24 protein-coding genes and 2 pseudogenes are annotated in these 24,137 nt (G+C 40.4%); 4 read left to right on the top strand and 22 right to left on the bottom strand.

The genetic code is table 11. The annotated features are described in order from the left end of the window. Window positions 1–29: 29 nt before the first annotated feature. The 11 genes from ACFSX4_RS11750 to ACFSX4_RS11700 all read right to left on the bottom strand — a co-directional run bounded on the left by ACFSX4_RS11750 (window position 30) and on the right by ACFSX4_RS11700 (window position 9,816). Window positions 30–830, bottom strand: coding sequence for a MurR/RpiR family transcriptional regulator (locus ACFSX4_RS11750; protein ID WP_377775076.1), 801 nt, complete (start codon window positions 828–830; stop codon window positions 30–32). 123 nt (window positions 831–953) lie between these two features. Then, window positions 954–1,559 carry a class I SAM-dependent methyltransferase gene (locus ACFSX4_RS11745; protein WP_377775074.1) on the bottom strand — a complete coding sequence of 202 codons (606 nt, stop codon included), beginning with the start codon at window positions 1,557–1,559 and terminating at the stop codon, window positions 954–956. 108 nt (window positions 1,560–1,667) lie between these two features. Beyond that, window positions 1,668–2,021, bottom strand: a complete 354-nt coding sequence (locus ACFSX4_RS11740) for a VOC family protein (protein ID WP_377775072.1) — start codon at window positions 2,019–2,021, stop codon at window positions 1,668–1,670. A gap of 6 nt (window positions 2,022–2,027) precedes the next feature. Beyond that, complete coding sequence (locus ACFSX4_RS11735) at window positions 2,028–2,453, bottom strand: VOC family protein (RefSeq protein WP_377775071.1); 426 nt, start codon at window positions 2,451–2,453, stop codon at window positions 2,028–2,030. Then, window positions 2,453–3,355 (bottom strand): VOC family protein, encoded by a 903-nt coding sequence (locus ACFSX4_RS11730; protein ID WP_377775069.1) that lies wholly within the window; start codon window positions 3,353–3,355, stop codon window positions 2,453–2,455. Before ACFSX4_RS11730 ends, ACFSX4_RS11735 begins: the two co-directional genes overlap by 1 nt. A 55-nt stretch (window positions 3,356–3,410) precedes the next feature. After that, complete coding sequence (locus ACFSX4_RS11725; RefSeq protein ID WP_377775067.1) at window positions 3,411–4,190, bottom strand: helix-turn-helix transcriptional regulator; 780 nt, start codon at window positions 4,188–4,190, stop codon at window positions 3,411–3,413. A gap of 82 nt (window positions 4,191–4,272) precedes the next feature. Next, window positions 4,273–5,931, bottom strand: coding sequence for a CocE/NonD family hydrolase (locus tag ACFSX4_RS11720; RefSeq protein WP_377775065.1), 1,659 nt, complete (start codon window positions 5,929–5,931; stop codon window positions 4,273–4,275). 113 nt (window positions 5,932–6,044) lie between these two features. Further along, window positions 6,045–7,292 carry an oligosaccharide MFS transporter gene (locus tag ACFSX4_RS11715; protein ID WP_377775063.1) on the bottom strand — a complete coding sequence of 416 codons (1,248 nt, stop codon included), beginning with the start codon at window positions 7,290–7,292 and terminating at the stop codon, window positions 6,045–6,047. Between the two features lie 33 nt (window positions 7,293–7,325). Continuing rightward, a complete protein-coding gene (locus ACFSX4_RS11710) occupies window positions 7,326–8,744 on the bottom strand; it encodes a GH32 C-terminal domain-containing protein (protein ID WP_377775061.1) in 1,419 nt (472 codons plus the stop codon). 351 nt (window positions 8,745–9,095) lie between these two features. Then, a complete protein-coding gene (locus tag ACFSX4_RS11705) occupies window positions 9,096–9,488 on the bottom strand; it encodes a MerR family transcriptional regulator (protein WP_377775059.1) in 393 nt (130 codons plus the stop codon). A 19-nt stretch (window positions 9,489–9,507) separates the two neighbouring features. Beyond that, the gene (locus tag ACFSX4_RS11700; RefSeq protein WP_377775057.1) at window positions 9,508–9,816 is read right to left on the bottom strand and encodes a MerR family DNA-binding transcriptional regulator; all 309 of its coding nucleotides are present in this window, start codon (window positions 9,814–9,816) and stop codon (window positions 9,508–9,510) included. Between the two features lie 188 nt (window positions 9,817–10,004). On the opposite strand from ACFSX4_RS11700, the gene ACFSX4_RS11695 reads away from it, so the two are divergent. The 3 genes and pseudogenes from ACFSX4_RS11695 to ACFSX4_RS14340 form a co-directional block, all read left to right on the top strand. Then, window positions 10,005–10,415, top strand: coding sequence for a VOC family protein (locus tag ACFSX4_RS11695; protein WP_377775055.1), 411 nt, complete (start codon window positions 10,005–10,007; stop codon window positions 10,413–10,415). A gap of 167 nt (window positions 10,416–10,582) precedes the next feature. Then, a pseudogene (locus ACFSX4_RS14345) lies at window positions 10,583–10,793 on the top strand (transposase family protein); the annotation flags it as partial. Next, window positions 10,790–10,993, top strand: a pseudogene (locus ACFSX4_RS14340) (ISL3 family transposase); the annotation flags it as partial. The pseudogenes ACFSX4_RS14345 and ACFSX4_RS14340, both read left to right, overlap by 4 nt. Before the next feature lie 39 nt (window positions 10,994–11,032). Here ACFSX4_RS14340 and ACFSX4_RS11690 read toward each other — a convergent pair. From ACFSX4_RS11690 to ACFSX4_RS11675, 4 genes are all read right to left on the bottom strand, one after another. Next, window positions 11,033–12,019 (bottom strand): LacI family DNA-binding transcriptional regulator, encoded by a 987-nt coding sequence (locus tag ACFSX4_RS11690; protein ID WP_377775053.1) that lies wholly within the window; start codon window positions 12,017–12,019, stop codon window positions 11,033–11,035. A gap of 185 nt (window positions 12,020–12,204) precedes the next feature. Further along, window positions 12,205–12,996 carry a DUF899 domain-containing protein gene (locus ACFSX4_RS11685; RefSeq protein ID WP_377775051.1) on the bottom strand — a complete coding sequence of 264 codons (792 nt, stop codon included), beginning with the start codon at window positions 12,994–12,996 and terminating at the stop codon, window positions 12,205–12,207. 18 nt (window positions 12,997–13,014) lie between these two features. Further along, the gene (locus ACFSX4_RS11680; RefSeq protein ID WP_377775049.1) at window positions 13,015–13,395 is read right to left on the bottom strand and encodes a VOC family protein; all 381 of its coding nucleotides are present in this window, start codon (window positions 13,393–13,395) and stop codon (window positions 13,015–13,017) included. Between the two features lie 212 nt (window positions 13,396–13,607). Then, on the bottom strand, window positions 13,608–15,539 hold the full coding sequence (locus tag ACFSX4_RS11675; protein WP_377775387.1) for a penicillin-binding transpeptidase domain-containing protein: 1,932 nt from the start codon (window positions 15,537–15,539) through the stop codon (window positions 13,608–13,610). 372 nt (window positions 15,540–15,911) lie between these two features. On the opposite strand from ACFSX4_RS11675, the gene pruA reads away from it, so the two are divergent. Continuing rightward, on the top strand, window positions 15,912–17,456 hold the full coding sequence (pruA, locus tag ACFSX4_RS11670) for an L-glutamate gamma-semialdehyde dehydrogenase (RefSeq protein WP_377775047.1): 1,545 nt from the start codon (window positions 15,912–15,914) through the stop codon (window positions 17,454–17,456). 112 nt (window positions 17,457–17,568) lie between these two features. Here pruA and ACFSX4_RS11665 read toward each other — a convergent pair whose 3' ends face one another. The 7 genes from ACFSX4_RS11665 to rpsF all read right to left on the bottom strand — a co-directional run bounded on the left by ACFSX4_RS11665 (window position 17,569) and on the right by rpsF (window position 24,133). Continuing rightward, window positions 17,569–18,117, bottom strand: a complete 549-nt coding sequence (locus tag ACFSX4_RS11665; protein WP_377775045.1) for a superoxide dismutase family protein — start codon at window positions 18,115–18,117, stop codon at window positions 17,569–17,571. A 111-nt stretch (window positions 18,118–18,228) separates the two neighbouring features. Beyond that, window positions 18,229–19,452: a CNNM domain-containing protein gene (locus ACFSX4_RS11660; RefSeq protein WP_377775043.1), complete on the bottom strand. Its 1,224-nt coding sequence runs from the start codon at window positions 19,450–19,452 to the stop codon at window positions 18,229–18,231. A gap of 25 nt (window positions 19,453–19,477) precedes the next feature. After that, window positions 19,478–20,845: a serine hydrolase domain-containing protein gene (locus ACFSX4_RS11655; protein WP_377775041.1), complete on the bottom strand. Its 1,368-nt coding sequence runs from the start codon at window positions 20,843–20,845 to the stop codon at window positions 19,478–19,480. Between the two features lie 171 nt (window positions 20,846–21,016). Next, window positions 21,017–22,252, bottom strand: a complete 1,236-nt coding sequence (locus ACFSX4_RS11650; RefSeq protein WP_377775039.1) for a CapA family protein — start codon at window positions 22,250–22,252, stop codon at window positions 21,017–21,019. After that, window positions 22,242–23,045, bottom strand: a complete 804-nt coding sequence (locus ACFSX4_RS11645; protein WP_377775037.1) for a M15 family metallopeptidase — start codon at window positions 23,043–23,045, stop codon at window positions 22,242–22,244. The genes ACFSX4_RS11650 and ACFSX4_RS11645 overlap by 11 nt, the downstream gene beginning before the upstream one ends. A 238-nt stretch (window positions 23,046–23,283) precedes the next feature. Beyond that, a complete protein-coding gene (ssb, locus tag ACFSX4_RS11640; protein ID WP_377775035.1) occupies window positions 23,284–23,808 on the bottom strand; it encodes a single-stranded DNA-binding protein in 525 nt (174 codons plus the stop codon). 25 nt (window positions 23,809–23,833) lie between these two features. Beyond that, complete coding sequence (gene rpsF, locus ACFSX4_RS11635) at window positions 23,834–24,133, bottom strand: 30S ribosomal protein S6 (RefSeq protein ID WP_377775033.1); 300 nt, start codon at window positions 24,131–24,133, stop codon at window positions 23,834–23,836. Window positions 24,134–24,137 lie beyond the last annotated feature (4 nt).

The raw sequence follows: 24,137 nt of genomic DNA, 5'->3' as shown, positions 1-24,137 counted from the left end.
CCGCACTAAAAATTATATAAAATTATTTTTTATAGATCACCAATTATTTCTCTAGTTGTTATCGTATTTTTTCGAAACTCTTCATTCTCCAGAAGAAATGTAGTAATGACATCCATCAAATACACTATTGAGAATTGAGAATTTGAAAATTTTTCATTATGCACAAATCTAATATTATAGACGTAAAATATTAGATCACTCAGTTTCGACAAAGGGTTTTCTGAATAACTGGTTATTGACACAATATCTGCGCCTCTCTCTCTTGCCTGGGTTATTGTTTTTACAACCGGTTCAGTCACACCACTGTTAGAAATGGCTATAAATAAATCACCAGGTTCTGAAACCGCAGCCTGCATAATCATCCACAACGGATCAGAGTAGCTTTTTGCCGGAATCCCCATTCTCATCAATCGTGTACTGAAAATTTCAGCTGTGACACCCGAGCTGCTTACACCGACAATATTAACATTTTTAGCATTAATCAATAGTTCGAGTAATTGATTAATCTTTTCAATATCAATCAATCTTTGAGTATTCTTTATAACATTCTGATAATAAAGAAATACTTCATCTACCATATTATTTATCTTTTCATGGTTATTGCTGCTGGTATTCGCACTAATATTGAATTTCATATCTGAATAATTTTTACAGCCTACTTTTTTTACAAATCTGGTTATTGATGCATTCGATGTATTTGTACGCTCAGCTAGCTCAGAAATCTTCATATTTTGTAGTTCATAACTGAAGCGAAGTATATAATCTGCGATTTTTCTCTCTTTTTTTGAAAAGCTCAAGTAATCTTTTTGTATTTTCATCAATACATCCATCATTATCCCCTCAATTTTCTGGACTAAGAATTTATAGTCATTATAACGTGGATATATGGATTATGTAATAAATTATAAATTTTCCCCTGAAATGTGTAGAGGAATTCCAAAAGCTTTTTGAATTTACTTATTCCATGGCGATGCCCATATCAAATACACACACTCCAGAGCAAAGCGTTCTATACGTTCAATTTTAAGGTTTGACTGCTTTACGACAGACTCAATATTCCTGTTTTGGTGGCAGCCGACCACCTTTAAGGACAGAGGATCGATTAATTTCTGTACAGCTGACAACGGTTTTTTCCTGCTGATTCCATGCTCCATTAAGAGGATTTTTCCTCCCGGTCTGCACCATACCGACAACTGATTCAACACCTTAACAGGATGCTCATATCCGCAAAAACTTAACGAAGATACGATAGTGTCAAAACTGTCTGCTTCAAAATGAAGCGTCTCTATATCCGCCTCCAGCAGTTCGGTATGGAATGGATACTTTGCCGCTTCCTGCTTTGCAAATTTCAGCATCTCTCTGCTGAAATCAACACCGGTTACTTTTTCAACATTATCATAGTATAAAAAATTATTACCCACACCAATCGCACATTCCAGCACCTCACCCTCTGCGTCTCTGAATATCAGCGGTCTGTACTTCTTCATCAGATTGTGATGCCTCATTCTTTCGTACTTCTCAGCCTGTTTATCAAATTTATGAATGTAATTTTTACTCATCTCAGCCTCCATTGAAACATTAATATGCTTTCATTCAATTATAGACCATACTAAAATCAGCCTCCCTGTAATTAAAATACACGGAAGCTGAAGTATATTGATTTAAGCTTATTCAGGATTTACTCTTAGAATACTGCCGGCCGGATCTGAAATCCAATACCCTTTAGAGTTTTCATGTACTTCAATTTCGTCTCTCCGGCTGACTCCGTTTCCCTCCAGATAATTTGAGACTTTTTCCAAATCATCTACTGTAATTTCAAGCCAGATGTCCTGTTGGGAATAGTTCTCCATACAATCAAGCCACAGTGTACTGCTGCCGAATTGAAATGCATGTGATTCGGAAATAAAACCTAAATACGGTAGCTGTAAAATATCTTTATAAAAGTTAACAGTTTCATCATATTTAAATTTTGGAACTTTTATCGCAATATTAGAACCTCCGGTAATACCATGGTCTTCCATCCAACATCACTCTCCACTCAGCATCCAGTTTACACCGCATTTATCCTTAAATGAGGCAAACATCGGTGTCCACTCTGTCTCTCCAAGTTCCATCTGGACTTCCACTCCTGAATCAACTGCTTTTTGATAAAATTCCTTCATCTGCGTCTTTTCATTCTCATCATTTAAGTCAAATACAAAGCACGTCATGGCACCGTCATTATTAATTTCCGATTTATTCCATGTGCTGCTGATATAAAATGAATGACCGAGGATTTTTATCTCTGAATGCATCACAAAATCACCATCGACACCGTCAGGCATATTCGAGTCCGCAAACATTTCATCGTCACCTGTACTAATTGAAACAACCTCTGCACCAAATACTTCTTCATAATAACGAATCGCTGAAAGTGCATCCTGAAAATTAAAATACTGTACTGCTTTAACCATTACGATTCCCCCTTATATGCGCGCTCAATCTCCGCCAGATCGAATTTTTTCATCTTCATGAAAGCCTCTGTCACTCTCTCTATCTCCTCTTTTGTACCGTTCCCCATCACATCATCCATCACCTTAGGTGAAATCTGCCAGGAGAGACCGAACTTATCTTTCAGCCAGCCGCACTGTTCAGATTCAGGTACATATGTGAGCTTATCCCAATAGTAGTCAATTTCTTCCTGGGTATCACAGTTTACGAGAAGAGAAATTCCTTCATTAAAATTAAAATCATGTGCTTCCGCACTATCCTGCATGGCAAAACACTGTCCTTCAAGTTTAAATTCCCCGTGCATCACATGTTCAGGCAGGTTCGGTTCCATTCCTTTCGGATAATGGTATACCCCTTTATCCTCCGATTTCTTAAAGATATCCACATAGAACTTCATCGCGTCTTCAGCTTTTCCTGCAGCATCATTCACAAACATCAGCGTCGGTACGACTCTGTCGGAATACGGTTCTTCCGGCTGATCTTCCATCAAATAAAACTGCCAGGAAACATCATATTTATCCTCGACCCAGCCGTAATGCTTATTGAATGGGTATTCTCCTAAATCCATCAACGTTTTCCCGCCGTCGAGTAAGCGCTCCCAAATTTGATTAATCAAATCTGTTTCTTCCGGAGAATACGGGATTAAAAATGATACAGTCGGATTTTTAGTGAAATATGGTCCCGCACTGATTGACATGAAACGATAACCCATCACCTCAAAAATCAACGCTTCAGAATCACCTTCAGGTCCCGAAAATACACAGGAGGATACCACTTTACTGTCAGGAAACACATCTGCATAAAAATCTGCTGCTTCTTTTGCCTCTGTGTCAAACCAAAGATGCGGTACAATCTTTTGATACATTAAACCCAGCCCCTTTACATATTATTCGTACATCCATTTTATCTTAATTTCTCTTTTATTTTTTATCCGAATCTGCTCTATATTCAAAGGAATGATTTTTTAACGAATTGATAAACATCAACGGCAGATTTAACGTAATCGGCGGGTCTGTCGGCAGCGGCCGCCTCAAGACCAGAGTCTCCTCATATTTTCCCGGAATAATGATTGGAGCGTCGATTTTTCCTCTTAAATTATCTTTATGTACAAATAATTTTAAAGGATTATATGTCTTGTGTATCACACAGGCAAGGCAGTAATATTTCCCCGGGGGCACATCATGAAAACAGAGCGTTCTCTCCTTATCGAATTTCACAACCGCCTTGCCAATGACAGGCGGCTGGTTCGGCAGCGGCTTTTTAAACAGGCCGACAAATATAATACCTTCAAACTGTTCACTGCAGACCACATTCAGTGTGACGTCCGGTGCCTCATACTCGTCTTCTACTGTCTCATCATTCTCATGAAGTTTATAATTTACAAACAGCGCCTCACTCTGTTTGGTCAGCTGCTTCGGCGACAGTGTCATTGATTTTTTTATTCGGTTTGAAAAGGAACCATCACTTAAGTATCCCATTTTCAACTGTGTATGAAGGACAGACTGTTTCGATTTAAGCAGATGCTCAACACTGTTCTGAACTCTCATACCCACGAGATACTCCTGCGGTGAAATCCCCATTATCTTTTTAAACTCACGGCAGAAATGCGACTCACTGTATCCGAAATGAGCCGCCGTTTCTTTCACTGTCGTATGATTATAGTGCATTTTGAAATACTCAGTTACTAAAGAAATATCCATCCCGTTCACCATCACAATCTATAATATTTTCCGCCTGCAGTGCAGGTTCCTTCAATTCTGACGCCGTATTTTATTACTTTATTTACCTTGGAATAACCGGCAGCATAATGCCGGAAGGATGTGCCGCATCATGATATATTGTTTGTTCCGCCTGAATCATATCACTTGTCACACCAAGAATATCACCGGTATTTAAGTGGCGGTCATACTTCGGAAATGCACTGGATGCGATTTCGACACGTATACGGTGCCCCTTCTTAAACACATGACTCGTGTTCCAGCAGTCGACTTCAAACAAATATATTTCACCCGGCTCCAGCAGTTCAGGATGCTCCATCCCGTTTCTGAAACGTCCGCGGACCATACCGTCTGTCAGTCTCTGAACATAACCATCCGGGTGTACATCAAGCAGCTTGACCATAAAATCTGTGTCCACTGCATCTGTCGAAGCATAGATTTCTGCCTTTATAGGTCCTGTCACTTCGATATCTGTTTCAAGTTTCTCTGTCGAATACACAAGTACATCATCTCTCCGTTCAATCGATGCATAATCATCCGGCCCTCCGATTTGATGGGACAGCATTTCTGTAATAAACGGTACAGGGTATTTCGGATGATACGTATAAGTGTCTGTCCCGGATGTTTCCTGAACTTCTTTTTCAAGCGTCCCATCCCCGAATCTGCTGTTAGCCCGTCCGCCGCTGTTTAAATAAAGTTTCCGCCACTCTGTGCGGTTAAGCGGCCACTCGTTTTCACTGCGCCATTTATTATCACCCATTACAAAGATATCAACTGCAGGTGCCTGATCTGTACCGTTGTCAATTCCCTTAAGCCAGTAGTCAAACCACTTTAGAAGGTATGCATTCATATCAATTAAAGCAGCTTCACCGAAGTCAATATCCCCGACTTTTGTCGAGACATTTACCTGATGACTCCAGGGCCCCATCAACAGACGCTGGCTGGATTTTGATTTTTTATTTTTATCTGTATGTGTCATGCCGTAAAAATTAAGCGGTGTTCCGACCTGCTCATCATCATACCATCCTGAAATATGCAGAACAGGAAGGTCGATATCATCAAACTTGTCCTGATAACAAATTTCTTTCCACCAGTCATCCAGATAATTGTGACTCACTTCCTCACGCCAGCGCTCTGAATACCGTCCTGCCTTGACGTCCATATCGACGAGCGGCAGCGTTTGATATATTTCTTCCCAGTCAACAAGTGCAGTATTCTGCTGCATACGCCCGCTCGTCATATATGTCCAGCATATACTGTGCGGACCGGGAACACCTGTCGGCCATTCCACAAACGGATCAGACGGCGTGACCACCGGTACCATAGTTTTTAATGCAGGCGGCGCCTCCAGCGCTGTCAGCCACTGAATTCTTCCAAGATATGAACCTCCGTATGTTCCAACATCACCGGAACAGTATTTCTGTTCAGCAATCCATTCGATAGAATCATATCCGTCCTTACCGTCATGTCTGTACGGATTGAACTCCCCTTCAGAATCACCGCGCCCGCGTACATCCTGAACCATTACCACATAGCCTCTTTCTGCAAAAAAGGTCCCTGTATCATGATGCGTCTGTGTCGATTTTCCGTAAGGTGTCCGTATAACAACTGCCGGGAATACACCCTCTGTATCCGGCAGATAAATATCTGCAGATAATTGTATACCGTCCCGCACCGGCACACTCACACCCCGTATCACACGCATTTCAAACTGCTCAGCCATCCGTCATGTCCCCTTTATGATAGAATCACTTTAAGTGTACAGAATATTCCGTTCATTATCCATTTAAGTCTATCAAAAAAAGGACTGTATTAAAAAATACAGCCCTCTTTAAATCATGTCGACTCAGCTTCCACTTCACGCTCTGCTGCGCTCACTATAGTATTTGTTCCGTTATTCAGTGCAAAGAAAGAGAAAATCACAAACAGAATCACTATGGAACCGAGTATGTAGAATGTCGTTTCATAGCTCGTCTGGTCATATATCCAGCCGACAAGTGCCGAAAAGATAATGACACCGAATTCACTCGATACCTTATAACCAATCAGATAAACCGTGGCGGAAAGTCTGATATCAAAATTCGCTGCGATATATTTGAAGACCGCAATCAACAGAAGCGGCAGTTCAACCGCGTGAAGCATCTTCATAAATGATATGCCGAAACCACCTGTCACCATGGCAGAACCGATAATACGAAACGCCATAATACTGCCGGCAAGAACAAGCGACTGCTTGATGCCGATTTTATTGACAACAAACGGTGCAAGGAACAGGAATATCGCTTCTACAAAAACCTGAGCGGAATTTAATATCCCGTATACTGTATTTCCCTCTACCGTCGTATCAAAAAGACTGACAAAATATACCGGAAACAGCTGCTGGTCGTATACAGTATAAATACATACTGTACCGAAAAGATAAATAATCAAAAACCAAAACACTTTATTGCTGAAGAGAAAACGGACATCCTTCATCGATATGTTGGAAACACTTTTCTCTTCTGTTTTTGAAACTTCCACTTTAAAGAAAATATTGATTAATAAAAATAATACACCTGTTGCAGAGGCAATCCAGAAATTAATATGCGGATTAATACTCATTAACGCTCCGGCACCCAGTGCCGCCACCGCGTAACCAAGGGAGCCCCACATACGTGCTTTACCAAATTCAAAATCATATTTTCTGCTCAGTTTTTCTGTAAAAGTTTCCAGGAAACCGGCGCCCGCTATAAAACCGGCGCCGAGATAAATCGCTCCAAGAACAGCCCCGAGGTAAAAATGATTTAAAAGCAGCGGTTCATATACATAAATGACGAACGGAGCAATGAATACTAAAGTAACACTCTGCAGCCACACCAAATTCTTTTTTGTTCCGAGTTTATCCTGCATGTACCCATAAAGCACCATGAAGAATAAAGAAAAGAATGAGTTAAAAGAATAGATGGTTCCGACTTGTGTTCCTGTCAGTCCGAGACTGTTATTCAACCAGATGGCATAGAAAGACCACCATATAGACCATGTTATAAAGAAGAAAAAGAGATATCCTGATGAAAACCAATACTTGCTGTTTTTTAAGAAACCCATCTTACACCAATCCTTTCAAGATTTGAAATGCGTTTAGTTCCAAATAGAATGAAGTGTTCTGAAAGATAATGCCTCTACCTGAAGTTTTTCTGCTTTACTCCATATCTCGAAACGTGAAATGACACCTTCCGGATAAAAGAGGTTGGTAGACACTGTTACACCGTTATCAAAAAACAGCTCTACTGACGATGTGTCCGCCACTGCAGTCACCTGACTCCCGTCAAATCCATTCAAGCTGCCTTTAATTTTTTCCGGAAAATCGTTTGAGAAGCCGGTTCTTCCGGTATCCCTGTGTAATATATACTGATCATTGACCGGATCAACCTCGAGGCGGAGCAATTCTTCTTTGTCTGTAATAAAATCTACACCCCATACATCTGATACATCTTTCTGGACCTGGATGTTCAGTTCTGAAGGACTTTCGATATTATAAACGGCCTTTGATTCAGGCGTGACATGAATATCCTCTTCTTTTTCTAATTTTCCATTATCGTTCGTTACAGGCGTCTGCTTCAATAAAAAGCTTCCATCCTTTTCGATAATTGATATTCTCCGGACCAGACTCATAGCACTCCGCCATGGTGATACCGGGACAGATTCTGCATACTGCCAGTTATTCATCCATCCGATCCAATATTTTTCATCCGTATTATCCCAGCTGACAGCTGCATAGAAATCTTTTCCTTCATCAACCCACTTCAAGTCATCTTCCGGCGATTGGTCCGGTTGAAAAGACTGTCCGTCAAAACTGCCTGTAAAATAATACATTGCTGATCCGCCGTTCGGACCATCATCATTAATACTGATGATCAGAACCCATTTTTTCTCATGGCTTCCCTCAACAGGCAGATACAATAGATCCGGACATTCCCATACACCAATATGTGAACGGTATTCTTTTCCAAAAGAAGACAGGTACGTCCAATCAATTAAATTCGGAGAATTAAAAAATTGGATATGGTCTCCACATGCCAGTGACATCACCCATTTTTCACTATCCTCATGCCAGAATACTTTCGGATCGCGGAAATCTACAATCTCTGTATTTGGTATCACCGGATTCCCGTCGTATTTTATAAACGTACGGCCGTTATCTTCACTGTAGGCAATGCTCTGCTGCTGGCTGGCTCCATCATGAGTGAAAATGGCGACAATCCCACCTGAACCGCTTTCAAAAAGGCCGCTTGTATTATTCTTATCCACTACTGCAGAACCGGAAAATATTGTACCCAGTTCATCAGGCTTTATCGCTGTATCGAGTTCTTCCCAATGATATAAGTCTTTACTGACCGCATGGCCCCAGTTCATATTGTCATGATTATTCGAAGACGGATTATACTGGAAGAACAGATGGTACTCTCCTTCAAAATAAACCAGTCCGTTAGGATCATTCATCCAATTCTTTTTTGGCGTAAAATGTACTTTCGGTCGATCATATTCCTGATAATTCATCATTTATCCTCTTCTTTCCTGAATGTATTTTTTCATTGAAAACGTTAACAAATTTAATATAAGTCTTATCTTCTTATAATTTTCACCTTGTGTCAACCGGTTGACACAAAAAATATAATAAACCGGCATTAGTGAAATACCGGTTTTCATGTCTGTGTTGATTTTGAGTCTTCGGAATATGCAGAGAGATTTTTACCAGTTTTAAAACATTTGATATATGAATCAGATTATTTTGTGGAATATGAGGTTAAACAATAGATTGTAAGAAATTTAAATTTTTTTAACTAACTGAGTATCGGATTTCTATATTAGACCTTCTACTTATAAAACTCATTTCACTTCGTAAGTGGATTATATCTCTTTCTCTTCCTTTTTTGACATCACGTCCAAAAGATTTTGCAAAGAAGCAACACCTCTAACTTGCCTGACAAGTGCATTATCAATATATTGAAGAGATTGAAGAGCCATCTCCTTAGTCCGAACAATATTATTTTTATCAATTTCCGATAATACCTCACGAACAATGTCCAAGGAGTAAACGGCTCTTTGAACTGTTCGAATAATAAACAATCTTCTCATATCAGCTGGACTATATATACGAAATCCATTTTCTATGTGACGTTCAGGTTTAATTAACCCTTCCTTTTCCCAATGCCGAATTGATGAAGCAGACACATTAGCTTCTTTAGCAACTTCTCCAATTGTGAAATAATTTTTGTCACGGTACTTTTTTATATTAGTCAATTCGATTAAATCTTTAGAATCAAGTATCTCTACTGTTTTTTGTACTGCTTTTTTTTTCGGTATAGAGATCAACTTGTGCTTTGTTAATTAGCCATAAGGCATCATGTATTTTCCCATTTATGATGAGTGGTATAACCTTTTTAACCAAATCCATTCCAAATCCAGCATTCAATGCACGTATACATTGAAAATATGCCTCATGCTCACTTGTATAGATACGGTATCCATTTTTTTCTCTCTCAACTTTTGGAACAAGTCCCCATGATTCATAATGCTTTAACGCACTTGTACTTATATTTAATTTTTTAGCTATCTCAATACCTCTCATTACAAATCTCCTTCTTTAATCTCTATAAATTATCATTAAAGTTGATGACGACTTTTATTATATAAAACCTGTATTTACTGCATCCATAATAACAAAACCTTAGCATTTGCACTAATGTTGTACTATAGAATTGTAAGGTGAAATTAACCTCCCCTTGCAAATAATTTAATTCAAAGGAGAGAATATCTATGCAAAATCAACAAAGATACCAAACAGTAGTACCTTATTTTATGGTACTAAATGCACCGAAATTTATTGAATTTACTAAGAAGGCTTTTCAGTCTGAAGTGGTAAAAATTGATAAGTTAGAAGGCACGGAGGGTGTAGTTCATGCAGAAATGAAAATAGGAAACAGCATTATTTATTTTGCTGATACATCTGCTGATGGAAGTTGTGGTCCAGGAGTATGTGGAGAAATAAATACAGATGGACTTATTCCTATTCAAATGTATATTCATGTTGAAAATGCTACTGATACTTACAACAAAGCAATTGTAGAAGGAGCAACTCCAATATTCGAACCATCAGAACAATCAGGATATATGGGTGGTTTTGTTGATCCATTCAAAAATCTTTGGTGGGTTCAGTCAAAGAATTAAAGTAATAATAAATGCAATTGGTTGCATTAGTTTTGGAATGGAGCTGGCTAAAGTCGGTTCCATTTTTATTGGACTATGGCTAGCCATGGAATACGGATGAAAAATATTTAACGATGATTGCAATTATTTATATATTAACTCCTACAGATCAGTAAAAGATGAACAATATGTCAGACCTATTATTTTTACCAGACATTAAAACAATAGAACAACCACAAGAAAATGATATGGTGTTTAAGATGAAGACAATCAAACCTCCTGAATGTGGATTTGACAATTGTACAAACACAGTTAAGAAAACAACTAATCATGGATTTACCTATTCGTTTAAAGCAAGTGAGCTTACAAGTAAATCGTAGACATTACAAATTTCGTCAGTTAAAGCGTTACGAACCAAGGTACTTGTTAATGAGAACCTTCATAAAGAAGCGTAAGCCAAGATTAATTCAAGTGCTTTCAGCAAGGTTATGTTATACGATACTTTCAATTGAGATGAAATAACAGACCACGTAATAACAGACAACTATGGTGCTGGTTTTTCGACACTTATTAAGAAACTGGAAAAGGGTACATTATAAGCTCTTTTCCACCATGAAATCCGAGTACCCTTCATTTTATTAATTACTCCCTGCTGTAGAACCTTTCCATAAAGATACCGGGACTGCCAGTTCTTTAACACCGCTTTTCCCCTGCTCTATTTCTTCAAATAATATTTTCAGCACCTGTCCGGCAATTTCTTCGACAGGCTGAACAATCGTTGTCAGTTCCGGATATATAGAACGTATCAGTTTTGTACCGTCATAACCGATAATCTTTAAATCTTCCGGGATTTTGTATCCCAGACTTTTAGCATACTGCAGTGTATGGATTGCTAAAATGTCATCACTTGCGAAAATACCGTCCACATCGGGATGGTCTTTAAATAGTGCTTTGATCACATTTATATTATGTTCAAGGAATGCAATATCCGGGACATGATAAGTTTCATGATCCAATCCAGCCTCTTTCATTGCTTCTTCATATGCATACTGTCGTTTATTAGCAGGTGTTTCTATTGCCTCATCACCATTGATATGGATTACTTTTCTGCAGCCCGCAGCAAGCAGCGTTTCTGTGGCAAGTTTTCCGCCTTTAAAATTATCCGAAGAAACAACCGGGATATAATCTGAAAGGTAATGATCCACAGCGACCGCGCATAGATTCTGTGCCTGATCAAACAAGCCCCTGTTATATGTTACAACTATCACACCATCCACCTGGTTTCTTTGAAGCATATCCCAGTACTGCTGCTCTTTTTGACTGTCGTGGAGGCTGTTACACAAAAGAACTTTATATCCTTTCTGGTTGCATATATTTTCTAAATGCATCACCAGTTCACCGAAAAACGGATGATCTGTAGACGGGACAATAATGCCGATTAAGTTGGATTTTTTATTGTATAACGAACGTGCCAGGTCATTCGGCACATAGTTGATTTCTTTCATTGCTGCATATACTTTATCTTTCGTTTTCTGACTGATATATCCCCTGTCATTTAATACTCTGGACACGGTAGTCGGTGATACTCCGGCAATTTCAGCAACATCTTCTATTTTAGGTTTCATTGTCCTCACACCTTTATCCTGTCATTTTACTGAATTTACGGTTCTCTTCGCTATATGTATTATCTTTTTATCTTACCAATTTGTTCAGTTTTTTTATAGAGGTACGAATATTTTAACGGAAATTAAAAAGAGGATAATCATCATATGACGACTATCCTCTTTACACTTCCCGAGATTATTTTTCTTTAATGACAGCAGTCATTTTTTTCATGTCCGCTGTATTCATCATGACGATGAAGCCAAGTACTTCCGCGGCCGTCAGATCTGCCTTCCGGCTTCTCCCAGTCTTCCTGCCTGCCGAATGCTGTTAGATCAAGATAATTAAATGTACCGAGCAGTATATCTGCACCTCTTGCGTACGTCGAATACGTATGAAATATTTTATCCCCTTCACGAAGAAACACACTAAAACCCGGTACTTCTATCGACTGACCTTCTTCTAAAACAAACCCTTTCTCCCGGTGTGTTTCTTTATCCGCATAATTATACTCAAACGGTCTCACCGCTTCATCCAGTGTCGCATGGTAATCATAGTTAAACTCACTTTCAAAAGACGAATACCACGGCATTGACCATCCCATCCGCTTTTTATAACGCTCAAGCTTTTCAAACGGTGCACGTGAAATCAGAACAAGTGACGTGTTCCGGGCATGGAGATGCGACAAATGGCCGATATTATCTGCAGCAAGAGAACATGCCGGACAGCCGGCATCCCATTCTGGATCAAACATAAAATGCTGAACAATTAACTGCGGTCTGCCTTGGAACAAGTCACCTAAATGAACTTTACCGTCGGGTCCGTCAAAAGTGTAGTCTTTCTCAACCTCCACCATCGGCAGCATCCGCCGCATGGTATTTAATTCATCTTTTGCCTTCGTAAATGCCTTTTCTTTTTCCAGAAGTTCAATCCGTTCTTTTTTCCATACTTCTTCTGAAACAACTTCCGGCAGCTCCTGATTCATATGATTCTTTACCATGTTCTCCCCTCCCGAATATTAAGCCTCATTTGAAACAGCAAAATAATTTCCCTCATCATCCGAAAAATTAAATACTTTACCAAACGGGTATTCAGACTTCTCTCCGACATTAATGCCCTTCTTCTGATACTCTTCATACAGCTCATCTATATTATCTGCCTTAAACATTAATGACGGCGTACCGAGATTGAGCTCCGGACTGTATTTTTTAATAAATGCCTTATCAAAAATCACGATTGACGTTTCAGAATTCTTACCTGCCGCAACTTCAACAGAACGGTATCCTTCCATCAGCTCATCCGTAGATATCACTGTAAAGCCAAGCTTATCCGTCCAAAACTTAACCGACTGCTCCTGATCTTCAACATACAACATCACCTGTCCCAAAGCTTTAATCATATCAGCACCCCATTATTCAATTATTTGTTATGTCTATTCTATAATATACCCTTTTCTCATTTTTATCTAAATCTGCTGAATTTATTTTAATCTCTGCCGAAAGCATTCAGATTGCCGGATACTTTTTCACACTTAAAATGAGCAGCGAACAATATTCCCCGGGAAATATTTAAATATAAAAAGCAGACAGTAATACTGCCTGCTTTCTTAAACTATTCACTTTGTTCTCTGTATGCATCCTGAATTTCTGCAAACTTCCCTGCAGAGTATTCACTCATCCCTCTGTCTTCAACATCTTCAACATAAAGACTCAGCATCATATCTTTTGTATCCTGATCATACCCGATAAACCAGCCGGTTTCAGATCCTCTTGTTTCCTGTGATACTTTATTTTCACTGGTACCTGTTTTTCCTGCGAATGAGGCATAATCCCGGTCTGTATCATCCGCATGGTAGTCCGTTACCACTGACCGCATGGCTGATTCAAGATAATTCAAATCATCCGCATCAGCAATATTCTCAACTTGAATTTCATCTTCCGATTCTTCGAGTACATGCGGTACATAAATATTACCTCCGTTTACAACACCACTGTAAATGGCTGTAATCTGTATCGGGGAAATCATCAGTTCGCCCTGCCCGTATGCCGTATCGGCAAGCAGTATATCACGGTCTATTGAACCTTCATTGGCGACCTGACTGGTATAAATCGGATAATCAGTATCATATTCTTCTCCGATACCGAGTGCCTCCATTCCTTCTGTAAAGCGCTCTGCACCAAGATCCAGTGCTGTCTGTGCAAAGTAAATGTTATCAGAACTCGTGATGGCACGGTCGAGGTCGAACATACCATCTTCAACGTGATAACGGTTCACACTGTATCCGCCCCATGACTCATCAAGCTGCCAGCCGCGGCCGGATATTTCCCTTTCCGAGTCACGATCAAAACCTTCTGTGTTTAAGGCAACGAGTGACGTCAATATTTTCTGGGTGGATCCCGGCGAAGTCGCACGATGGAATTTATTCAATAATGGATAACTCTCATCAGTATCCATTTCCTCAAAATCCGCCTGTGACAGACCGAACATGAAATCATACGGACTCGGGCTCGGATAGCTCACTGCCGCAAGCAGGTCACCATTATCCGGCTTCATCGCAACACTGGCACCGGAATCTTCTTCAAGTGCGTCGTAAATCACCGACTGAAGATTACCGTCAATGGTCAGTGTCAGATCCTCCCCGTCCGCTGCGTCTTCCTGGAATAAAACCTCAGACTCCCTGTCGTATTCATCAATAAGGGAAATGGTATATCCCGCATCCGGCTGCAGGCGCTCATCGTACAACTGTTCAAGCCCCCGCTTACCTACAATATCTCCGGGCATACGTCCTTCCATATTCTCGAGCTCATCCGCAGTAATTTCGCCGACATAGCCAATCAGATGAAATGCATCTTCCTCAAGTGTATACTCCCGGGAAGGCTGCTCCTGAATCTGAAGACTGCTTTCACTAAACACAGATTTGTCACTTTCACTGAAACGGTGCGCTTCTTTAAGCGGTACAAACATGCCGTCTTCAACCCATTCCGCGTTGAAAGTATCCGACAAGTTCTCTTCACTGATTTCGAGTGCGTCGCTTAAGCCGGTCAATTCTTCCTCTGTAATATCTCCTGCTGTATATCCAACGACTTCCTTATGGCCGTTAAATGCCAAAGGCTCACCGGCATTATCCAGAATTTCACCCCGGACACCTTGAGTAAAATTAAAGTCAATCGTATGGCCTTCAAGACCTGGAATGATTAGATCGGGAGACCAGTTCACATGCCAGCCGTCATCGGCTTCGGAAAAGACAACCTCCATTGTTTTGTCCAGTTCTCCGTAAAATGAGGATAAATGAAAATCCCCCTGATATACTTTTGTATCTTCTGAAGATGCCGCTTCATCAAGGGTCAGCTCACCAAGCTCAACTGACTCAACTTCCAGATCGCTGTAGATTTTCTCATAACGCTCTGTAGTATCTTCTTCAGTATACTGTGCCTTTTCACTCTCACTCAGCTGATTATAAATTTCTCCAAAATTTTCAGAGTCAAAAGATGCTGTGAAAGCCTCTACTGCCTCACTCTCATCACTGCCTGAAAAATACCAGATTGAAAAGCCGATAACCCCAAGCGCCAGTACAGTGGATATTAAAACGGTGATTTTCTTATTAATGTGATCACTTCCTTTTTAGTACATACAGATTTATTCTATGTGTTAATTTTATATGATGACACGGATAGTCACAACAGAGCATGTTTGGATTTGAAAAATCCGTGGTAAATAAGGGACAGATTGTAAAACAGATGATACAAGCTGCATCGAATGATTACAGATATACAGGAGTCAGAAGATTGGCATTATTGTGTGTATTTAGATATTTCTGTATTTCCAACCTTTATCTATAGATAAGACTTGATTTAAAGGTTATACTGACGGTGTATGCTTTTGAAGCAACTTTATTATTCGAAGGAGGATTTATCAATGGTAGTTCCATATCAAGCAGAGCCAGCAACAGATTTTTCAAACAAAGAGAATAAGAAAGCGTTTCAAGATGCACTGAAACAGGTTAAAAATGATTTCGGTGTACAGCGTCCTTTAGTCATCGGAGGCAGACACATTCAAACAGATGACAAAACAACATCAATCAATCCATCTGAGAAATCACAAGTTATCGGCCATGTATCAAAAGCAAAGGTCGAACATATAGAAGAAGCATTTTCAGCAGCAGAAGAAGCATTTGAATCATGGAGCGAGTGGTCTCCTGAAGAACGTGCTGAACTGCTCATCAGAGCAGCTGCAATTATCCGCCGGCGCAAGCATGAAATTTCCGCGCTGATGGTTTATGAAGCAGGTAAGCCGTGGAATGAGGCAGACGGAGATACAAATGAAGCAATTGACTTCCTTGAATATAACTCAAGATCAATGATGGAACTTGCGAAAGGTAAACCGACACTTGACCGTGAAGGTGAGCATAACCATTATTTCTATCAGCCGATGGGTGTAGGTGTAACCATTTCACCTTGGAACTTCCCGTTTGCGATTATGGCAAATACAACACTGGCACCGGTAGTTGCCGGTAATACAGTATTACTGAAACCTTCCGGCGATACGCCGCTCGTTGCATATAAATTAATCGAAATTCTTGAAGAAGCAGGACTTCCTAAAGGCGTTGTCAATTTTGTTCCGGGATCTTCAAAAGATATCGGTGACTATATGATTGACCATCACAAAACTCATTTCGTTACTTTTACAGGCTCTAAAGATGTCGGTAAACGAATTACTGAAAGAGCTGCGAAGTTCCAGGAAGGTCAGAACTTTATTAAAAGAACCATTACTGAAATGGGCGGTAAGGATACTATTATCGTCGACAAAGACGCAGATACTGATTTGGCTGCAGAGTCCATCGTTAATTCTGCATTCGGTTTCTCAGGACAAAAATGTTCTGCATGTTCCCGGGCAGTCATTCATGAAGATGTATACGATGAAGTACTCAAAAAGTCAGTGAAATTAACTAAAAAATTGACTGTCGGCAATCCGGTTGATGAAAATTATATGGGTCCTGTCATCAGTCAAAGTCAGTTTGATAAAATCAGTGAGTATATCAAGATCGGTAAAAAAGAAGGCAAGCTGAAAGCAGGCGGTAAAACAGATGATTCTAAAGGGTTCTTTATCCACCCGACAGTCATCGCAGACCTTGATCCGGAAGCTGTCATCATGCAGGAAGAAATCTTTGGTCCTGTTGTCGGCTTTACAAAAGCAAAAGATTTTGATGAAATGCTCAGAATTGCAAATAACACTGAGTACGGTCTGACAGGTGCTGTTATTACGAATACACGTGAACACTGGCACCTTGCATGCCGCAAGTTTAATGTCGGTAACCTGTACTTGAACCGTGGTTGTACAGCAGCGGTTGTCGGTTATCATCCATTCGGCGGCTTCAAAATGTCAGGTACAGACCAGAAAACAGGAAGCCCGGATTATCTCCTAAACTTCCTTGAACAGAAAGTCGTTTCAGAAATGTTTTAAGAAACAGTCAGTAGAGCGGATATCCGCTCTACTTTTTTTATGTAACGACAGATAATTTCCCGGGAAATAAATAAAACCCGCCATATTGACGGGTTCCACTTAATATTAAATTCTATTCACTGATGACACCACATGCCACAGGATCTCCTGCATCACCTGACGGCTGTGTTGAATAGTCATCTCCTTCTGAATGAATGACTAAAGAAGTACCTTCTTCAGTAAATAGTGTGTTGTCTGCATCTTTTTCAAGTGTGACCATATCGGCTGTTACTTCTGCACTGACAGTTCCGTCTTCATTCACTTCAATATTTTCCAGATCCCCTGCATGCGGGCCGTCCGGATCATCGAATCCATGATTCGCATCTGTCGGGTTATAGTGCTCTCCTGCAGAATCAAAATCGGGCGCTTCACATGCACCGGCATTGTGAATGTGGAAACCATGTTCACCCGGTGATAGATTTTCTCCGGTCAACGCAATATTTACCCCGGTTTCATCTTCCGTCAGTTCAGCTGTTGCCACTTCCTCTTCATCATTATTAATCAACGTGACTGTGACTGAATCTTCTTCAGACGGCTCCTCATTTTCCGGTGCTTCCACCTCTCCGCCTCCATCACCGCACGCTGTGAGGATGAAGAGCATCAAGGCACTGACAGGTAACATTAAGAAACGTTTCCATTCGATGTATATCCACTCCTTTAGAGTATTTATACTTCCGTTTCCCTGTATTATACACCGTTAAACCCAAAATACTGATTCATCACCGGTGCACTGTTATAACAGCTTCGTAATTTTAACAGTTTTGATTCTTCTTTCGTCAGAATCCATAATTTCAAATTTCAAACTGCCGTATTCAAATGATTCACCAATTTCAGGTATATCGCCAAAGTGCATCAGACAGAAGCTTGCCAGATTGTCCTCTTCTTCCGGGATTCTGGAACGGAACACATTATTTAACCGATGCAGCGTAATTTTTCCGTCACACACTATCTCATTGTCCGACTGCGATTCGATTAATATGTCGTGAATATCTGTTTCATCTTCAATATCCTGGCCGATCATCGCTTCTATCAGCTCTTCATGAGTAATGATGCCTTCTGTCCCTCCGAATTCATCATTCACTATCGCAAAATGCCGTTTCTCCTGAAGCATCTCTTTAAATACCTGACTGACTCTCTGGAATTCATATACACGCATCGGCTCCAAATCAGAAAAATCTTTAATGTGTTTTTCAGGGCTGATGGACCATTCCACGAAAAATTTTGTATGAAACACACCGATGATATTATCAATATTTTCTTCATAAATCGGATAACGGCTGTGCTGATTTTCCATAATTATTCTGCGGGCGGTTTCATAATCCGCATCCGCATCAATTGCCTTTACATCAATTCTCGGTGTTTTCATCACATCTCCGATATTTAAAGTCGAGAAATCAAGCACACCTTTCAGACCGTACACTTCCGAATTGCCGAAAGTACCTTCTGTATGGCCGATGTCCACCATTGCACGCATTTCTTCTTTGGAAAATGTCACTTCACCTGACTGATTGCGTCCTAAAAAGCGGATCACGATACGGGTCAGACCGTTCAGCATAAAAGTAAACGGCTTTAATAAAATCAGCATGTACCGTGTAATTGGATAAACCAGATACGCAATTCTATCCGGGAAAGCAGCCGCGATTGATTTCGGAAGGACTTCTGCAAATATAATAATTGCGACAGTTAAAATACCGGTCGCGATTCCGACATTCAGCCCGTATTCCAGAGCAACAATTGTGACAAGTGACGGCAGAATAATATTCGGTATATTGTTCGCAATCAGAATACCTGAAATAAATTCTTCCGTATTTTTTACTGTTTTCAGCAGCTTTTGAGATTTTTTATCCCCGTTGTCTGCACGTGTCTGTATTTTAATTTTATTGGCCGCTGTCAGCGCCGTTTCACTTCCTGAAAAAAAGCTCGATGCCACAAACAGCAGTATAATTGCAATGATCAAAATAATTCCTCCGAGTATATATCATTTATTTCTGTTTAACGAGCACACGCTTTCCAAGTAGAACAGACACAACTTTACTGTCTTTCCGTCTGAAATAAATACGCTCCCCCGCCTTTGAGACAAAATCCTGTTCTGATAACGGGTAAAACGCAGTCACTTCCGCACCGCGGTCAAGCATCAGCACCCCGTCATCTGACAGAACAGGTACTCTATACCCTTCATCCGAGTGGTATATGCCTGTCAAATCAGATAAATCCACATTATTTTTAATGCCGTCATCACTGAACGGACTGGTTTCACTTATTCCAAGGATTATATTCAGCACATTCACCAGTATCTTTTCAGCAGGAACATCTGCCATATTAATCAATAGAACTGCAGAAATTTTTTCATCTCTGATTACCTGGAAATTTGACGATACCCCTTTAATACTTCCGCCGTGTCCGAATCGTTTGTATCCGCCGGTATCATTAATTTCTATACCGAAACCGTAATCTCCACCGTTCGGCAGTGATGTAAATGAGGATGTCATCTGCCTGATTCCTTCTGACACACTGTCAGGCTCATTAAGTCTCAGCATCTCCGCAAACGTCATGACATCACGGGCAGATGCTTTCCATGAACCATTCGTATAAATTTCACCGACATCCCACCACTCCGGCGAATGAAACACGCCTTTCTTATCTTCTTCATATGCGTATAGTTCGGCTGTATTCTCTTTCTCCTGTACTGAAGATGTCAGGAATGATGAACGGTCCATTTTTAGAGGTATAAATATATTATCATGGACATAATCCGGGAATGATTTTCCCGCTGCATTCTCAATAATTTTCTGAAGCAGACCGTATCCCTCATTGGAATAATTAAAAACCTCTCCCGGTGCACCGAGCAGTTCAAATTCAAGTGTATTCAGCTGTTCGATTAACTCATCGACAGTATCAATTAAAGATGCCCCCGTTACCGGTCTGCCGAATAAAAATTCTCCGTCCGGATCAGACATAATACTTCTGAGACGTGCATTATGAATCGCAGGGAGACCCGGCAGCCCGCTCGTATGTGACATCAGATGTTTAATTGTTAATGTCTCAAATGCTGCCTGATCAGGCCATTGAAGATCCGGAAGCCAGTCCTTTACTTTATCTGTCACACAGATTTTCCCCTCCGACGTGAGTTTCATCACCGTACAGGCAGTCAGCGGTTTCGTGATTGAAGCAAGACCGAATACCGTATCTTTGTTCACCGGGGAGTTTTCCCTGACATTTCTGAAGCCGGAGTAATTTTCATATATACTTTTTCCATCCTGATACACCATCAGTGCCATGCCTGGAATTTTTAATTCTCTGCAGTAGTCATCAATCCGTTCATCCAGCTGCTCTTTCATCGTTTTTGTCATGATCTCCACCCTATACTGATTATTTACCTTCACTCTTTATCTTTTCATCAACAAATAAGGAAGTATATTAAAGTATTCCTCACTTTAATATACTTCCTTATACACTTTAACACTCACCATTATATCAGTACGCAGGTACTTTATTCACCTGTTTTACACTTTTGAAACTAATTATGATTCATCCAGCTGAAGTCTTGAATTTGTACGTTCCAAAGATCCGTTCAGACGTTCAATAATATTCTGCGGCAGATTTTCATCATTGAGAAAATCTTCGACAGGCAGTATTTCATAATTAAACGGACGTTCACCGGTTTCACTGTATCTGTATACCCATGTCGGTGTATAGTTAATGTCTGTAATACTTGTTTCACCGGACTCAAAGTCTTTTTCAATATCGAAATTCATAATCACACCATCTTCATTCGGTGCGAACTCTTCGCTGATGGTTTCCACACGCTGGTTGGACACAAAATTCCCCAGTGAATATGCAACAAATGCGGTATGGTCCCCGGATTCAAGATATTCTGTTCTTTGAATCACATGAGGATGGGAGCCGATAATGATATCAACACCAAGATCTGTGAGAAACTGTGCATAATACTTCTGCTCATCGCTCGGTTCTTCTACATACTCAGGTCCCCAGTGCATGTACACAAGCAGAAGATCCGGATTCTCCGCTTTCGCGGCTTCGATGGATTCTGTTAAATGCTCCTCTGAAATCACATCAATCATATTATGTACTTCTTCTTCGCTGTACGGGGCTTCCATACCGTTCAGGTGCTCTGTGAATGCGAGCATTGCGACTTTAACCCCGTCTACATCTTTAATCACATGTCGTGACTCCGGTGCACTATCATATGAGCCGACAACATCAAATCCCCTGTTACCGAGCTCCTGAACCGTCCTGTAGACACCTTCACTGCCAAGGTCAAGGCTGTGATTATTTGAGGTCACTAAAGAATCGACCCCTGCATATTCCAATGCATCCGCAATCGCATCGGGAGAATTAAATAAAGGATATCCCATATAACCGCGTTCTTCACCCGCGAGTGTCGTTTCAAAATTCGCAATCGTTAAGTCCGATTCTTCCAGGTAAGGTTTTACATATTCAAAAACCGGATTAAAATCATAACTGTCCGTATCCTCTACGTATGCCCCCCAGTACTGTTCGTCATGTACCATAACATCACCGACCGTCGAAATCGTAATATTCGACTTTTCAGGTGCTGCCTCTTCCTCAGCCGTTTCCTCTCCGGAATTATCCTGACCGCTTGTCTCGCTCTGTCCTGCTCTTTCCTCACTGCCGTCACTTGATAGATTCATTAACTCATATGCTGCAACAATAACAACAACAACGATAAGGACCGGAATCAGAATTGTAAAAATTAATGTGTTTTTATTCTTCATTAATCTCTATCCCACTCTCTTTAATGTATTCTTCATACGTCAAGCCGCTTTCATAGACATCAGATGCCACTTCTTCACCCAGGTAACGCAGATGCCACGGTTCATACATATAACCCGTAATATCTTCATAGCCGTCAGGATAACGGATGATAAATCCGAAGCGGTGTGCGTTTTCCCTGACCCATGTGCCCTCATCTGTTTCACCAAATGCTTCTGATAATTCCAGATTCACACTTTCACTGGTCACATCCATCGCGAGACCCGTCTGGTGTTCACTTGATCCCGGCTGTGCACTGAATCTGTCGGCTTCTTCCTGTCCGTGGTTCGCAACATAATTATTATAGAGGCCGACTTGAGTATTATAAGAACGGTAACCTGAACGCGCATACAGTGTATACCCTTCACTCTCTGCTTCAGCAAATAAATCCATCAGTGCATTTGCAGCAGGTTCTCTCAACTGATTCGTTTCCGGATTATCAAATACCACCGGTACATTAACAGGAATCATATCAGCAGGCACATATTCCTCTCCGAGAAAATTCGATTTGTTGGCAAGTGCAAGAATGCTTTCTTCATTATAAATATCTTCTTCCGTCACAAGCGGCGCTTCTTCTGATGCTTCAGCATCATCTGTACTTTCGGCATCACCTGAATTTTGATTTTCCTCACCTGAAGATTCTTCCTGAACATCATTTTCACTTTCTGTCTGCTCTTCTTCATTTCCGCCGCACGCAGATAAATATAATACTGCAGAAGCGACACCTAAATACTTAAGATATGTAACATATTTCATTTAAATCACCTGAATTTTTATTTTTTTCTTACTACTATTTAAACACAGCTGACTAGATGTGACTAATGGAAATCTGAATTTTTTTAAAAACACTAAAAAAAACCGGGACACAATGTCCCGGTTTCACACACATATTCAGACACTCTCACACATGAGTATCTTTTATTTACACACACAGTTTACACACGAACAAACGAAATTTGAATTCTGTTATTTTCGTTCGTTTTAAGTTTAAAACTTAGAATGGTAAATCATCATCACTGATGTCTACCGGACCATTCGCATTCGCAAATGGATTTTCTTCAACATTATTTCTGGACGTCTGCTCATTTTGAGACGGTCTTGAACCTTGAGACTGGTTGCCTTGACCGCCGCCGTAAGCATTCGCATAACTATCTGCTGAGTTATAGTTATTTTGCCCTTGAGATTGATTACCGCCCTGGCCTCGTGGCTCTAGGAACTGAACACTATCACACACTACTTCAGTCACATACACTCTTTGACCGTCTTTGTTATCGTAGTTACGTGTCTGGATTCTTCCATCCACACCGACAAGACTTCCTTTTTTAACATATTGACTCACGTTTTCCGCTTGTTTGCGGAAAGTCACGCAGTTGATAAAGTCAGCGCCGCGCTCACCACTTTGGCCAGTAAACGGGCGATTCACAGCTAGATTAAATGTTGTAACAGAAACATTATTCTGACTGACTCTTAGTTCAGGATCACGAGTTAAACGTCCGACTAATACTACACGGTTCAGCATGTAATCATCTCCTGTTTAATTATCATTACTTATTTTCTTCTTGTTCGTCACGAACAATGATATGACGAATGATATCATTGCTGATCTTAGTCAGACGATCGAATTCTGCAGTTGCTGTACCATCGTCTTTAACTTTGATAATGTGGTAGATACCATCTTTGAAATCGTTGATTTCATATGCAAGACGTTTTTTACCCCATTCTTTTGACTCGATGATTTCTCCGCCGTTTGAAGTTAAAATAGTGTCGAAACGTTCTACTAATGCAGCTTTCGCTTCATCTTCAATATTTGGACGGATGACATATAGAATTTCATATGCTCTCATCTTC

The sequence above is a fragment of the Corticicoccus populi genome (assembly GCF_042686195.1).
GTDB classification, from domain to species: Bacteria; Bacillota; Bacilli; order Staphylococcales; family Salinicoccaceae; genus Corticicoccus; species Corticicoccus populi.
The sequence above is the reverse complement of the archived record's forward strand: the minus strand, read 5'-3'. Positions and strand labels throughout refer to the sequence as shown.

Coding starts and splice junctions, on each gene's coding strand:
- ACFSX4_RS11685 (WP_377775051.1), bottom strand. CDS start 12,996: ATGGTAAAGAATCATATGAATCAGGAGCTGCCGGAAGTTGTTTCAGAA.
- ACFSX4_RS11730 (WP_377775069.1), bottom strand. CDS start 3,355: ATGTATCAAAAGATTGTACCGCATCTTTGGTTTGACACAGAGGCAAAA.
- ACFSX4_RS11650 (WP_377775039.1), bottom strand. CDS start 22,252: ATGAAGAATAAAAACACATTAATTTTTACAATTCTGATTCCGGTCCTT.
- ACFSX4_RS11740 (WP_377775072.1), bottom strand. CDS start 2,021: ATGGAAGACCATGGTATTACCGGAGGTTCTAATATTGCGATAAAAGTT.
- ACFSX4_RS11700 (WP_377775057.1), bottom strand. CDS start 9,816: ATGAGAGGTATTGAGATAGCTAAAAAATTAAATATAAGTACAAGTGCG.
- ACFSX4_RS11735 (WP_377775071.1), bottom strand. CDS start 2,453: ATGGTTAAAGCAGTACAGTATTTTAATTTTCAGGATGCACTTTCAGCG.
- ACFSX4_RS11720 (WP_377775065.1), bottom strand. CDS start 5,931: ATGGCTGAGCAGTTTGAAATGCGTGTGATACGGGGTGTGAGTGTGCCG.
- pruA (WP_377775047.1), top strand. CDS start 15,912: ATGGTAGTTCCATATCAAGCAGAGCCAGCAACAGATTTTTCAAACAAA.
- ACFSX4_RS11680 (WP_377775049.1), bottom strand. CDS start 13,395: ATGATTAAAGCTTTGGGACAGGTGATGTTGTATGTTGAAGATCAGGAG.
- ACFSX4_RS11690 (WP_377775053.1), bottom strand. CDS start 12,019: ATGAAACCTAAAATAGAAGATGTTGCTGAAATTGCCGGAGTATCACCG.
- ACFSX4_RS11715 (WP_377775063.1), bottom strand. CDS start 7,292: ATGGGTTTCTTAAAAAACAGCAAGTATTGGTTTTCATCAGGATATCTC.
- rpsF (WP_377775033.1), bottom strand. CDS start 24,133: ATGAGAGCATATGAAATTCTATATGTCATCCGTCCAAATATTGAAGAT.
- ssb (WP_377775035.1), bottom strand. CDS start 23,808: ATGCTGAACCGTGTAGTATTAGTCGGACGTTTAACTCGTGATCCTGAA.
- ACFSX4_RS11725 (WP_377775067.1), bottom strand. CDS start 4,190: ATGGATATTTCTTTAGTAACTGAGTATTTCAAAATGCACTATAATCAT.
- ACFSX4_RS11745 (WP_377775074.1), bottom strand. CDS start 1,559: ATGAGTAAAAATTACATTCATAAATTTGATAAACAGGCTGAGAAGTAC.
- ACFSX4_RS11645 (WP_377775037.1), bottom strand. CDS start 23,045: ATGAAATATGTTACATATCTTAAGTATTTAGGTGTCGCTTCTGCAGTA.
- ACFSX4_RS11655 (WP_377775041.1), bottom strand. CDS start 20,845: ATGACAAAAACGATGAAAGAGCAGCTGGATGAACGGATTGATGACTAC.
- ACFSX4_RS11710 (WP_377775061.1), bottom strand. CDS start 8,744: ATGAATTATCAGGAATATGATCGACCGAAAGTACATTTTACGCCAAAA.
- ACFSX4_RS11665 (WP_377775045.1), bottom strand. CDS start 18,117: ATGTTACCTGTCAGTGCCTTGATGCTCTTCATCCTCACAGCGTGCGGT.
- ACFSX4_RS11750 (WP_377775076.1), bottom strand. CDS start 830: ATGGATGTATTGATGAAAATACAAAAAGATTACTTGAGCTTTTCAAAA.
- ACFSX4_RS11695 (WP_377775055.1), top strand. CDS start 10,005: ATGCAAAATCAACAAAGATACCAAACAGTAGTACCTTATTTTATGGTA.